Source organism: Alkaliphilus metalliredigens QYMF (assembly GCF_000016985.1).
GTDB classification, from domain to species: domain Bacteria; phylum Bacillota; class Clostridia; order Peptostreptococcales; family Natronincolaceae; genus Alkaliphilus_A; species Alkaliphilus_A metalliredigens.
Genome location: NC_009633.1, coordinates 2,902,172 through 2,915,224, shown reverse-complemented (window position 1 = coordinate 2,915,224; position 13,053 = coordinate 2,902,172). Strand labels below are relative to the sequence as shown.

The window sequence follows — 13,053 nt, the reverse complement described above, 5'->3', positions numbered from 1 at the left end:
ATTACTATTCAAGGAGGCGATAAGGTGGCTGTGAATTTTGAAGAAATTAAACAACGTTTCATTCAAGCAGATATAGAAGGTAAAATTGATATTTATACAACAACATCAGGCCTAGGTGTAGATCAATTTAAAGAGCTCTTGAAACACTTTCCAATTCAACATTTAGATAAACTTGAAAGAGCAATGGGATAATCATTTTGTGAGCGTATTGAAACAGCCTCTTCTCAGTGATAATTCTTTAGCAATAGGAAAGAATAATCTCAAGAGGAGGTTGTTTGATGGGAACAAAAAGAATTGCAGTTCAGGAAGGACTACATGAAGAAGCAAAATTACTAAGAGTCAATGGATATGAGGTCACAACAGTGGATAATGCAACGGAGCCAATTGATGTGATTGTGTACTCTAATAAGAATACAAATTATTTAGCCCACAATACTACAGGGAAGCTGGGGATTGAAAGCTATAACAAGTTTGTTAAAATGATTAATGTTGAAGAAGTGGGTCGTGAGGGCTTGATTAGTGTCATTGAAGAGATACAATAAAGTAGAAGCAATAAAAGCAAAAAGCGTCCTGTGGGCGCTTTTTGCATGTTAATTTAGCGCAAGTATAAATTAGAATATATTGGCAACAGTAGAAGTATAGACAAAGAAGGAGGTATCGTAATGGAAAATATACATGCATTGTTTCAATTTATAGCCACACAGATCAGAGGTTATGGCAAAGAAAATAAAAAACAGAGGAAATTTAAGGCCTATTACATGGAGACAAAAGCTGATTCTAGAACCAATATGGCTAAGGTAATTGATTATGTTTTATGGCGCTTTGCCTTTTTCTTTATTGCATTTTTCATTGCATTTCAAATACATACCAATTTATTAATAGCTGTCATTATTGCTGCTGTGACACTCTCTTTACTTCATGCTGGTTCAACACGTATTCGAAATAAAAAGCTACAGCAGTTAACAAAAGAAAAAAGGCGCTTCATCGCAAGTCAACGGGTTTATCAAGAAATGATGAATAAAACAGGTGTGGAGATAAAATCATATATTATAAAAATATTAGAGAAATCAGGATTTACAGATTTGGAGATGATCAACAGTGACCATAGGCTAATCTTATTAAAGAGTGTATACAATAAAGAAGAAGTTATGATATCATTGAATGTATATAAAGGGGAATATTATGTTGAACTAAAAGAGATGAAGGAGTTTGTTCGCTTTTTAATTGATCATAAGGTTAAAACTGGGATCATGATTACTACCTCAGACTTTACTAGTGATTGCTATGAGCTCATGGAACAATTAAATGATCGGTATAAAATGCTTATTTTTAATAAAGAAAAGCTATTAAAATTGATTGAAAGTAATGATATGTTTCCTGATGAAAAGGAAATTGACGAAATGATCAGTAATAAAATTAGTCAGCGGGAGCGTAAGTGGGAAAAATACAAAAGTACTGCGCTTTCTCAGAAAAAAATTAAAGGATACATTTTATTAGGAATATATTTAATTATCGGTGCTTTTTATACGCCCTACAAGGTGTACTATATGGCAGTGGCAGGAATGGTAATTGGATTAGGCTGCATCGCAATCGTTGTTAATATTCTAAACAAAAAAAATCTAAGGGAAGAAGGGGCCCAAGGGCTAAGTGAACTATTGCGAGATAAGTAATAGCAGTGAGGGGGGAAATAATGGGACGAATGGACTCAAGAATGAAGGGCATTGTTGAAATATCAAAGATGGTTACAGCTACAGATAATTTCTTTAACATTAAAGATGCAGTAGTTGAGAAAATGTTAGAGGTGATTTATCCAGCTAAGGCATGTGTTAATTTGTTTATTAATGACTTTGAAAATGTTCATTTAGTGTGTTCCAGCACTTTAGAATACATCCCCAAGGCTTATAAAAAGAACGAAAAAGGTGAATATCATATTCCCCTGGCAAGCTACCCGCCTTATATTCATGAAGCGATTGAAAAGAAAGAAGTTATTTGGGTTAAAGATATTTATAACGATGAAAGAGCTATAAACGAAATTCCCCTAGCAATTCATGAAGGATATAGATCAAGAGCCGTGTTCCCGCTTATTTCCAATAATCAAGTAATTGGCTTTATGACCTCCTTCTTTATAGAAGAAAGCAGTTATTACAATGATGAAGACATTGACTTTATTTCATCTGTTGCTACCATGATTGGATTTTCTATTGATATCACTACAAAGAAAAGAGATGCTGATTTAATGATGAAAAAAGTTCGTGGGTCTTTGAACTTTATTAATAAGGCATCAGATGAACTATATAAAGGATTGGGGCTCAATAAGTTTCTCAAGCTGATAAACAAGCAGGTATGTAATGTGACCCTTAGTAAGAGTGCTTTTATTATGATGAAGTTTGGTGAAGGTGAAAACTTATATGAAAGTGGCTTTGGGGAGCACATCAAGCTCAAAGAAGCTGCGTTGAAGATACATAAACAGTTTCAAAAATCCAGTGCTAAGATTCTTAATGGACAATATTATAATAAGCGGGAGATGCCTGATTACATAGATCTCCATGAGATAAATACCCTTTTATATCATAGGCTCATTAAGGATGGCGAGGAAATCGGCTTTATTGTGGTCAGCAATGCGCCCTCATATAGAGCAGATGATCTTAAAATTCTTAATATATTTGCCATGCAAATTATATTTGCAATCGAGAGGTATGAGAATGCCTCTAAATTAATTGCACATAAAGTAATCGAAAAAGAATTAGAGCTAGTAGAAAAACAACAAAGAATCATGATGCCTAAAAATCATTTGAAGTTATCTGATTCAACTCAGATTTCATACTATTATCATCCTGCACGTAATATTGGTGGGGACTTTTGTGATATTTTTTTTATTAATAAGAAACGAGCTTGCATTTTTATTGCAGATGTCATGGGACATGGAATATTATCAAACTACTTTGTAGCTATGCTAAAGGGAGCTGTTAAATCCAGTGTCAAAGAAAATGTCAGTGCAGGAGAGGTCTTAACTAAACTGAATAAAACATTGTTTGAAGATTTTAATTCTATGGATGCTTTTACAACAGGAACATTGATTTTTTATGATCAAGATCGAAATCAAATCAATGCCTCTAATGCAGGGCATCACTTGCCAATTGGGATTAAAAAGGAAAATGGACGGGTAGTGGCTGAGGAGATCCTATTCGACAGCGGGATGCCTCTAGGTGTATTGGAGGATACACGCTATACGAATCAGCATTATGATGTTGGGAAATATGATCTTTTGTGTCTCTTCACTGATGGGGTAATAGAGGCAATGAATGGATTGGGAGAGGGTTTTGGTATTGAAGCCCTTAAGCATATACTGATTGCGCATTACCAAGAAGATGCAGATCAAATTAATGAAAGTGTACAAGAGGCATTAAACTTACATACTGGGAAAAAGCAACTTTTAGATGACTGGATACTCATGATTATTAAAAATAATGAGCGAACAGAGATTGAGTATGGGGTTTGATTTTTGATGTTAAAAAAAGTATAATATCATTGGGTATCTTTTTTGACAAAAAAAGTATACTCTCACATCCATGGATTGACCATAGTATACAATACGAGGGGGAATAATAATGAGTAAAAAAGTATTGCCAGTTGCACTATCAAACAGACATATTCACTTATGTCAAGAGGACATTGAAAAATTATTTGGAGTAGGTCATGAGCTAACAAAGGTTAAAGATTTATCACAGCCAGGACAGTATGCATGCGAAGAAAAAGTAGATTTAGTTGGACCTAAAAATATAATTAAGGGTGTTAGGGTATTGGGACCGGCTAGGCCAAAAACACAAGTTGAAATATCAATAGCGGATGGTTTTATTTTAGGACTTAAACCTCCAGTAAGAGATTCTGGAGATATAGCAGGTAGTCCAGAATTTAAAATAGTAGGACCAAAGGGCGAAGTGGAAATGGAAGAAGGCATAATTGCTGCGGCAAGACATATACATATGCATACCAGTGATGCAGAAGCATTTGGTGTAGTTGATAAGCAAAGAGTAAAAATTAGAACTGGTGGGGAAAGAGCCATTACATTTGAAAATGTATTGGTTAGAGCCCATGAAACATATGCACTCGAAATGCACATTGACGTAGATGAAGGAAATGCTGCTGGGCTGAAAAATGGTGAAATGGTAGAATTAATTACTGAATAATATGGAGGCAAGCTATATGAGACAGCAGTTGAGCAAATATATTGACCATACAATTTTAAAGCCCGAAACAACCAAGGCGCAAATTAAACAGGTGTGCGATGAAGCAAGGAAACACGATTTTTATTCGGTTTGCGTTAATGGGTCTAATGTGAGTTATGTAGTGGACCAATTAAAAGAAACAGACGTAAAGGTAACTGCAGTTGTGGGGTTTCCTCTTGGATCAGCTTCTAAGGAAACCAAGGCTTTTGAAACAAAGGACGCCATTACTAAGGGCGCCCATGAAATAGATATGGTCATTAATATAGGTGCTTTAAAAGATAAAAATAATATCTATGTTTTAGAAGATATTCAGTCTGTTGTGGAGGCTGCTCAAGGTCGCGCCATTGTTAAGGTAATTATTGAAACTTGCCTGTTAACAGAGGGCGAGAAGGTTTTGGCATGTGAGCTTTCTAAGCAAGCCGGGGCCCATTTTGTTAAAACATCAACAGGATTCAGTAGTGGGGGGGCAACCGTAGAAGACATACGCTTGATGCGTGAAACTGTGGGGCCTACTTTGGGGGTCAAGGCCTCTGGAGGGGTTAGAGATACAAAAACTGCTATGGCTATGATTGATGCTGGGGCCACGAGAATAGGTGCTAGTACCTCCGTAAGCATTGTAGAGGGCACAGATAACCAAAGCGTAGGATATTAATGAGTGAGCTAGGAAATAGGACGTCAATTCAACAAATAAAAACAACCTACTTAATGACCACTAAGTAGGTTGTTTTTATTTGTTGAAAATTTTTCATCTTCTTCGTTTAAACCTATACATTAAATCTAAAAAGAATAACATCTCCATCTTTAACAATATAGTCTTTTCCTTCTATACCAACATGGCCCTTCTCCTTGGCAGCAGTATGACTACCTGCTTCCATTAATTTGTCAAAGGCAACCACCTCAGCGCGAATGAAGCCTCGCTCAAAGTCCGTGTGGATTTTTCCAGCAGCTTGTGGAGCCTTCATGCCACGTGTAATTGTCCAAGCCCGAACTTCCTTAGGTCCTGCTGTTAGGTAGCTGATCAGCCCTAACAATGAATATGAGGCTTGTACAAGACGATCTAAGCCTGATTGTGTCAACCCTAAATCTTCTAAGAAACCCTGCTTTTCTTCTTCCTCTAACTCAGAAATTTCTGCTTCGATCTTAGCACAAATCACAACAACTTCGGAACCTTCCTCCATTGCAAATTCTCTAAGTGTGGTTACATGAGGATTGTCAGATCCACCATCACCAACTTCATCCTCAGATACATTAGCAACATAGATGATTGGCTTAGCTGAAAGCAATGTAAATTCCTTTAGCATTTTTTGTTGGTCTTCATTAAGATCTTGAGACCTAGCAGAAAGCCCTTGTTCTAAGACCCCTTGTAATTGATGTAGCAGTTCAAGTTCTGGTAATAGACTTTTATCAAGCTTTACTTGCTTTTCTAATTTTGGAATACGTTTTTCAACCGATTCTAGGTCTGATAATATCAACTCAAGATTAATTGTTTCGATATCTCTTAGGGGATCAACGTTGCCATCTACATGGGTAACATTAGAATCTTCGAAGCATCTGACTACATGAACAATTGATTCAACCTCACGGATATGAGATAAGAATTTATTTCCAAGACCTTCTCCCTTACTGGCACCTTTTACTAATCCAGCAATATCATAGAATTCAATTGCCGCAGGGATAACCTTTTGAGAGTTGTACATTTCTTTTAAATTTGAAAGACGATAATCTGGTACAGCGACAACACCGATATTTGGTTCTATGGTACAAAAAGGATAGTTAGCAGATTCAGCTCCTGCCTGGGTAATTGCATTAAATAAGGTGCTTTTGCCAACATTGGGTAATCCAACAATGCCTAACTTCATGAAAAACTTCCTTTCTCTATCTAAATACGCACTGGTAAAATTATACCTTATTATGAAGAGGACTGCAATACGGTTTTCGTATTCCTTTTATTATGCTTCAAAGGGAATAAAAAATTTCTTGTCAAACAATGAGAAATCAAGAAAAATATAGCTCAAATAAAAAGGAAGTCTGGTGAAAGAATATAATTAGGAGGTGATATTGTGCAATATAAAAAAATATTAATTGTTTTGTTAGCGGTTTTACTAATAGCTGTAGTTGTAACTGGCTGTAGGCCAGCCGAAAGACCTGTACCAGAGGGACCAGGAATAGAACAACCTGTTCCGCCAGACCAAAGAATACAGGAACCAGTAAGAGACCCAATGAGTCCAGGATTTGAGGACCCTGCTGCACCTGGAACTCCAGGAGCACCAGCACAAGACCCGAACGTTAGACCGGAGAATCCAGTTGGACCACAAAATGTAGCTCCAGGAGGAGGTCAATAAAAATTAGTAGGAACTCATATAAAGAATGATTATGAGAGACAATAGAATGGGGAGGTGACTTTTTGAAGAAGACAAAAATCATACTGATTTTAGTTATATTCTTAGTGGCTGTAATTATGATTACAGGCTGTCGTCCAGCTGAGAGACCTGTACCGGATCAAAGACCTGTTGAAGAAAGTGTGCCGCCAGATGGCGTGATGGGTGATCCTAATGCACCTTTACAACAACCAGAGATGAGAAATACAGATCCAAATAATCCAATGAGAAATCCAAATCGACAAGACACAGGACAAACGGCGGATGAGCAAGGAATGATGGATAGAGAATTAACTCTAAGAGCAGATAATATCGTCAATGAAGTGGTTAAATTAGATGAAGTTCAAAGTGCGACAGTTGTCATCACAGATAACATGGCCATAGTAGGCGTTAACCTTACATCGCCAACTAAAGGAGATATGAATACTGAAATAAAAAGGAAAGTTGAAGAAACTGTTAAAACAGCAGATCAAAGAATTGAGCGGGTTTCGGTTACTGCTGATCCTGATATTTTCGAGCGAATTGAGAATATAGCACGAGAAGCAGGAAGAGGAAGACCATTAAGTGGCTTTGGACGAGAAATTGAAGAGCTAATTAGAAGAATTACACCAGGTGCATAATAAAGATGGAGTCATACTCCATCTCACATTATTGATAAACCCACAAGTGAAAACTTGTGGGTTTATCAATAATGTGTATTGACTAAGCCAATTTGGTTATTTTAGAGAAAAAATGGACATATGCTTTTACAATAAAGAAAGTATATGAATGATGAACCATCACAGAGAACTATAAAATGAGTTTTGCACAAGGGGGTAAAGTAATGGTAAGTGGTATGAAAGCATTTATTGCCAGCATCATGATTATGTTGGCTTTTATTTCAATAGGCATTTGGGAAAGGTTATTATGGGTTTCATCAGGCATATATATATGGAATCAGTTGAAACACTTAAAAAAACAAAGCATAAAACAGATGCAGATTCTTTTGGGTGGAATTGTAATGGGTTATATTGTCATGATGATTTTATTGGGCATTTGGCAATATTCAATAGAAGTACAGCACTCTGTAGAAGTAAGACATCCCATGGTACACCATGTACCCTCTGAAAATGTTGGTGTTATTTTACTATTTGAAGGAGAGTCCGCTACATATGAATTACCAGTTGTATTAAGGAAAATAAGAGAAGAAGAAGGCTTGCTAAGCCAGGCTTTTTTGCCACTACATTTATTTCGGGAAAAGATTAGATATGAGAAAGTCGAAAGAGGGTCTCATGTGATTCAAAGTCAAAAGATTCAGGGAAAATTAAAAGAACAAATCAGCTCGGAACATAATCTTTATGTGTCCTATCAAAATCATCCACCCTTTTTTGAGGAAGTCGTATTTGAAGCCATTAAACTAGGGCATTCCAAATTACTCATTGTACCTGTTATCCTGTCAGAAAATGAAGGGTTTCTGCAAACAACAGATTTTGTTAGAAATTTAAATCTCATGCAAGAGGGGATACAAATTAAAACCACCTACCCATTATGGGATAGTGATTTGATGGCACAATCATTTTTACAGCAAGTTCTTAATCAAACGCAAAGCCAAAGACAAGATAATATTGGTGTTATTTTGTTAGGAGAAGAGCTGGGGCAGGGGCGAGAAGGACTTCAGTATGTCAAACAGGATTTATTATTTAGACAAAAAGTCAAGGATTTGATGATTAATGAGGGATTTCAACTAGGGAGAATTCGATTCTCGGGGTTAGACGGAAAACATATTGAGCGGGAAATGGAAAAATTGATGACATATGGAGTGAGGGAAATGGTGATTTTACAGACTGCTCATTTAGACGATGAAGGAACTTCTAGATTAGTGGTTGAAAAAGCATCTAAAAAAGCACAGGTGCCCTATACGGTGAATATAAGACATATTATTGGATTTGAGGGTAATGAATTTCTAGTCAGGGAATTACAACAGCGAATTCATCTGGTTACCCTACAAAGCTGGTGACTTAAATTTTTATTAAATCATTTATATTGGTGATTTAGCATAAAAGATGTGTGTTAAATATAAGGGATTTGGCAATAATATGGAACAATGATTGTTATGATCAAAAGAGGAGGGTGTATCATGGAATTACCGAAGAGAACGAAGATAAATGAAGGTGTGTACCTACATACTTTAAGGGTGGGTCACTTTAAAACCAATATAATTAATTTCAACATCCAAAGACCACTTACTAAGGAGGAAGTCACATACAATGCTTTGCTACCAATGATCTTAGAAAGGGGAACACAAAGTCATCCAACATCTAAGGCCATCTCGGATTCCCTAGATTATTTATATGGAGCGAGCTTTAATACAAATGTAGATAAAAAAGGAGAACGGCAGATTATTCAATTTTCACTCATGTTGGCCAATGATCAATTTGTTGAGGAGTCGGTATTTGAAAAGGGATTGGTGCTTTTAAATGAAATCATTCATGGGCCTTTCTTAGAAAATGGAGCTTTCAAAAAAGAATATGTAAATCAAGAAAAGAAAAATCTTCAGGATCGAATCTCTGGTCGTATCAATGACAAAATGAGTTACTCTTTAGAGCGTTGTGCAGAAGAAATGTGCAAGGAGGAGCCCTTTCATATTTTTCCCCAGGGTGAAATTGAGGATTTAGAGGGAATTGATGAAACAAAGCTATATAAACACTATAAAAAGGTAATGGAAACCAGCCCTATTGATATTGTTGTGGTAGGGGATATTCAACACGAAAAAATTGTTAAGATGATTAAGGATACTTTTAAGTTTAATAGAAAAACAGTGTTGGAAAATGAACGGGAGAAAGTAAACTTTGAAGTAAATAAAGTGAATGAAGTAGAAGAAAACATGGAAATTAATCAAGGGAAATTAACATTAGGTTATCGGACAAACATTCCATATGAGGAGGCAGGATATGCTGCGTTAATGGTTTATTCTAGTATATTGGGGGGAGGAGCTCATTCTAAACTGTTTTTGAAGGTCAGAGAAGAAAAGAGCTTGTGTTACTATATTTTTTCTCAGTTAGAAAAATTCAAATCATTGATGCTGATTAGTAGTGGGATTGAGGAAGCACAATATGGAGAAACGATTAAAGCTGTTGAGAATCAATTAAAGGAGATGGAATCAGGAAATATTAGTGACATGCAAATGGAGCATGGGAAAAAAGCAGTCATTACAAATCTAGAGTCATTGAGGGATAGCAGTAATGGGTTAGCCAATTTTATACTGAGTCAAAGTTTGAGTCAAACCAATGAAACCATCAATACAATGATTGAAAAAATACGTGGAGTAGCTAAGGCGGATGTGGTGGAAGTAGCCGAAAAAATTGAATTAGACACCATCTACTTTTTAAAAAAAGCATAGGAAGAGGGAGGGATTAAATTGAAATACCGAGAGATAAAAGGAGAACTAATTGGTGAAGTAATCTATAATAAAAAACTGAATAATGGACTAGAAGTATTTTATATGCCCAAATCAGGATATTCAAAAAAATATGCGATTTTCGCAACTCATTTCGGGTCCAATGACATCAAATTTAAAGGTAGCAAGAACGACGAAGTCATTATTGTTCCTGAAGGAATTGCACATTTCTTAGAGCATAAAATGTTTGAAGAGCCTGAGGGGAATGTGTTTGATCGATTTGCAGATCTAGGAGCAAGTGCCAATGCCTATACTAATTTCAATCTAACCACCTATTATTTCACTACAACAGAGTCTTTTTATGAAAATCTAAAAAATTTAATTCAATTTGTTCAATCCCCTTACTTTACAGAGGAGAGTGTGAAGAAAGAAAAGGGCATCATTGAACAAGAAATAAGAATGTATGAGGATAACCCTCAATGGCGGGTGTTTTTTAACTTATTAAAGGGAATGTATCATGAGCATCCAGTAAAAAATGATATTGCAGGAACCGTTGAAAGCATACATCAAACAACTAAGGAAAACCTATATGATTGCTATGAGACATTCTATCATCCTAGTAACATGGTGCTGTTTGTCATAGGAGATTTAGATCGAGAACAAGTTTTTGAAAAAGCTGAAGCCGTATTCAGAGACCAGCCTGAAAAAGAAAGCATTACAATTGAAAAATTATATCCTCAAGAGATAACAACAATTAAAGAGGCACTTATGGAAACCAAGCTTTCCATCTCCACACCAATATTTAATATTGGCTATAAAGACATTGATTTAGGGTTAGAAGGGATTGCGCTAATTAAAAAAGAAATTGCCACAAGAATCGCTTTGGACATAGTATTTGGAAAGGGCTCATCATTGTATGAGGAGCTATATGATAAGGGGTTAATTAACAGCGATACATTTGGGGCGGATTATATAGGTGATGTTGACTACGGCCATAGTATCATTGGTGGAGAGTCTGAGTCGCCCCAAGAGGTTTTACAAACAGTCAATAGATATGTGTTAGACCTAAAAAAGAATGGATTAAATCCAAAAGATTTTGACCGGATTCATCGCAAACAAATTGGGGAGCATTTAAGTCTTTTCAATTCCATTGAATTCATTGGGAGCTCCTTTGTGTCCTATCATTTTAAAGGAGTCAATTTGTTAAATTATGTGGAAGAGCTTCAAAATATGACTTTTGAAACGGTAGAAATGCGCTTTGTAAAACATTTTGATGAAAATCATCAAGTGATGTCCATTGTAACTTCCTAGTTTGACTTTAACTAAAAGATTCTTTATAATTAACTATATCTTGATGGAGAAACGGCAACCTATAAAGAATTGAATTGTTAATTGAAGGAGGAATCAATGTGGATCCCATAGCATTTACAGTATTTGGTATACCGGTGGCTTGGTATGGTATCATTATATCCTTGGGTATATTTTTAGGAATTGTGGTGGCCACAATTCGAGCCAAAAGAGAAGGGTTATATGATGATGTGATTATAGATTTAGCCTTAGTGGCTGTACCGGTTGCAGTTCTCATGGCAAGGCTCTACTATGTTTTATTTAGTCTAGATTACTACATGGCTAATCCAGGAAGTATTCTCCGTTTTCGAGATGGGGGTCTAGCCATACACGGAGGCATTATAGGGGGGGTCTTAATAGGATACCTATTTTGTCGATATAAGAGGATTCATTTTTGGCAGTTAGCAGATATTACTGCCCCAAGTCTTATTTTAGGTCAAGCCATTGGTAGGTGGGGAAACTATATCAATCAAGAGGCCTATGGAACTCCAACTGATCTACCTTGGGCCATTCAAATTGATGGTGTGATGGTACACCCAACTTTTCTTTACGAGTCTCTCTGGAACTTTATTGTCTTTTTTGGTCTGCTTTATTATACAAAAAAACGAAAATACAAAGGTCAAATATTTCTATTATATTTAATACTTTATTCCATCGGGAGATTCTTTATTGAAGGACTTCGAATTGATAGCTTAATGATTGGACCCCTTCGAATTGCCCAAGTCATTAGTATTGGGATCGTTATTGGGGCTATTATAGTAATGAAAATACTAGAAGGCATGAAAAAAAATGCTAACTAAGGTTAAAAAAGGTAGTATTTAGGAGAAATAGCAAGAAAATATTGAAAAAATGTAAAAAAAATGTACTTCTAATCTTTGACAAATAAGTCCAAATTGTCTAGAATAAGAATCACAAAACAAAAGACAATTGGGGTGAGCAGATGATAAAAAATGAAATTGAGTCAATGAGAAATGTGCTAAATCAGTTAATTGGAAATCAAGAGGATTATGGTAAAATTTATGACCTTAGTACGAAATTAGATTGCTTGATTGTAGATTACTACAACCAAGAAGATACCATTAATTTTAATGGATAAATAAAATGATAAGAAGACTGCCTATATTAGGCAGTTTTTTTTATGTCTTTTTATAGTCCTAGAGGCCTAAAGCAAAAAAATAAATTATTAAATTAAGAAAACAAGCAGGATTTAATCAAAATTAATAGAAAATATAGGTAAAGTGGTATGAAGTGGTATGATGTGGGATAAAAACCCTAAGGTGGGATGAGTCATGTTTATTGGGGAATATAATCATTCGATAGATAGTAAAGGCAGATTAAGTGTTCCTTCAAGGTTCCGAGAAGAACTAGGAGACCGGTTTATTTTAACCAAGGGCCTTGATAACTGTTTGTTTGTCTATTCTATGGATGAGTGGAAGGTATTAGAAGACAAATTGAAAAAGCTTCCCTTAACCAATCGAGATGCTCGTGCATTTGTCAGGTTTTTCTTTTCCGGTGCCACGGAATGTGAATTAGATAATCAGGGGAGAATAAGAATTCCCAATAATCTAAGATCCCATGCCTATCTAGAAAAAGAAGTTATCGTCATTGGCGTTGCAACACGAATTGAGATTTGGAGCTCAGACCAGTGGGGTCAGTATAATGATGATTCCAATTTAAGCTATGACGAAATTGCCAATAGAATGGAAGAGCTAGGAATATAAAGATA

The 13,053-nt window shown here is 35.8% G+C and carries 15 protein-coding genes; 14 read left to right on the top strand and 1 reads right to left on the bottom strand.

What is annotated here, in order from left to right; genetic code table 11:
• Positions 1-24 precede the first annotated feature (24 nt).
• From AMET_RS26280 to deoC, 6 genes are all read left to right on the top strand, one after another.
• Entirely contained in the window at positions 25-192 is a 168-nt protein-coding gene (locus AMET_RS26280; RefSeq protein ID WP_012064020.1) for a hypothetical protein, read from the top strand.
• An 86-nt stretch (positions 193-278) separates the two neighbouring features.
• Positions 279-542, top strand: a complete 264-nt coding sequence (locus tag AMET_RS14300; protein WP_012064019.1) for a YkuS family protein — start codon at positions 279-281, stop codon at positions 540-542.
• Between the two features lie 120 nt (positions 543-662).
• The gene (locus tag AMET_RS14295; protein ID WP_012064018.1) at positions 663-1,670 is read left to right on the top strand and encodes a restriction endonuclease; all 1,008 of its coding nucleotides are present in this window, start codon (positions 663-665) and stop codon (positions 1,668-1,670) included.
• A 20-nt stretch (positions 1,671-1,690) separates the two neighbouring features.
• Positions 1,691-3,499 (top strand): GAF domain-containing SpoIIE family protein phosphatase, encoded by a 1,809-nt coding sequence (locus AMET_RS14290; RefSeq protein ID WP_012064017.1) that lies wholly within the window; start codon positions 1,691-1,693, stop codon positions 3,497-3,499.
• A gap of 109 nt (positions 3,500-3,608) precedes the next feature.
• Complete coding sequence (gene pduL, locus AMET_RS14285; protein WP_012064016.1) at positions 3,609-4,187, top strand: phosphate propanoyltransferase; 579 nt, start codon at positions 3,609-3,611, stop codon at positions 4,185-4,187.
• A 16-nt stretch (positions 4,188-4,203) separates the two neighbouring features.
• Positions 4,204-4,878: a deoxyribose-phosphate aldolase gene (gene deoC / locus AMET_RS14280; RefSeq protein WP_012064015.1), complete on the top strand. Its 675-nt coding sequence runs from the start codon at positions 4,204-4,206 to the stop codon at positions 4,876-4,878.
• Positions 4,879-4,990: 112 nt separating this feature from the next.
• On the opposite strand, the gene ychF is transcribed toward deoC, so the two are convergent.
• Positions 4,991-6,085 carry a redox-regulated ATPase YchF gene (gene ychF / locus AMET_RS14275; protein WP_012064014.1) on the bottom strand — a complete coding sequence of 365 codons (1,095 nt, stop codon included), beginning with the start codon at positions 6,083-6,085 and terminating at the stop codon, positions 4,991-4,993.
• 201 nt (positions 6,086-6,286) lie between these two features.
• On the opposite strand from ychF, the gene AMET_RS14270 reads away from it, so the two are divergent.
• The 8 genes from AMET_RS14270 (at position 6,287) to mraZ (ending at position 13,048) form a co-directional block, all read left to right on the top strand.
• Positions 6,287-6,568, top strand: coding sequence for a hypothetical protein (locus tag AMET_RS14270; RefSeq protein ID WP_012064013.1), 282 nt, complete (start codon positions 6,287-6,289; stop codon positions 6,566-6,568).
• Between the two features lie 62 nt (positions 6,569-6,630).
• Complete coding sequence (locus AMET_RS24400; RefSeq protein ID WP_012064012.1) at positions 6,631-7,224, top strand: YhcN/YlaJ family sporulation lipoprotein; 594 nt, start codon at positions 6,631-6,633, stop codon at positions 7,222-7,224.
• A 203-nt stretch (positions 7,225-7,427) separates the two neighbouring features.
• Positions 7,428-8,600, top strand: coding sequence for a hypothetical protein (locus tag AMET_RS14260; RefSeq protein WP_012064011.1), 1,173 nt, complete (start codon positions 7,428-7,430; stop codon positions 8,598-8,600).
• Positions 8,601-8,720: 120 nt separating this feature from the next.
• Positions 8,721-9,983 carry an EF-P 5-aminopentanol modification-associated protein YfmF gene (gene yfmF / locus AMET_RS14255; RefSeq protein ID WP_012064010.1) on the top strand — a complete coding sequence of 421 codons (1,263 nt, stop codon included), beginning with the start codon at positions 8,721-8,723 and terminating at the stop codon, positions 9,981-9,983.
• A gap of 18 nt (positions 9,984-10,001) precedes the next feature.
• Complete coding sequence (gene yfmH, locus AMET_RS14250) at positions 10,002-11,291, top strand: EF-P 5-aminopentanol modification-associated protein YfmH (protein WP_012064009.1); 1,290 nt, start codon at positions 10,002-10,004, stop codon at positions 11,289-11,291.
• A 98-nt stretch (positions 11,292-11,389) separates the two neighbouring features.
• Positions 11,390-12,127 (top strand): prolipoprotein diacylglyceryl transferase, encoded by a 738-nt coding sequence (gene lgt, locus AMET_RS14245; protein WP_012064008.1) that lies wholly within the window; start codon positions 11,390-11,392, stop codon positions 12,125-12,127.
• Positions 12,128-12,267: 140 nt separating this feature from the next.
• Complete coding sequence (locus AMET_RS25070) at positions 12,268-12,423, top strand: aspartyl-phosphate phosphatase Spo0E family protein (RefSeq protein WP_012064007.1); 156 nt, start codon at positions 12,268-12,270, stop codon at positions 12,421-12,423.
• 193 nt (positions 12,424-12,616) lie between these two features.
• Positions 12,617-13,048 (top strand): division/cell wall cluster transcriptional repressor MraZ, encoded by a 432-nt coding sequence (gene mraZ, locus AMET_RS14240; protein ID WP_012064006.1) that lies wholly within the window; start codon positions 12,617-12,619, stop codon positions 13,046-13,048.
• The last annotated feature ends 5 nt before the right edge of the window (positions 13,049-13,053 follow it).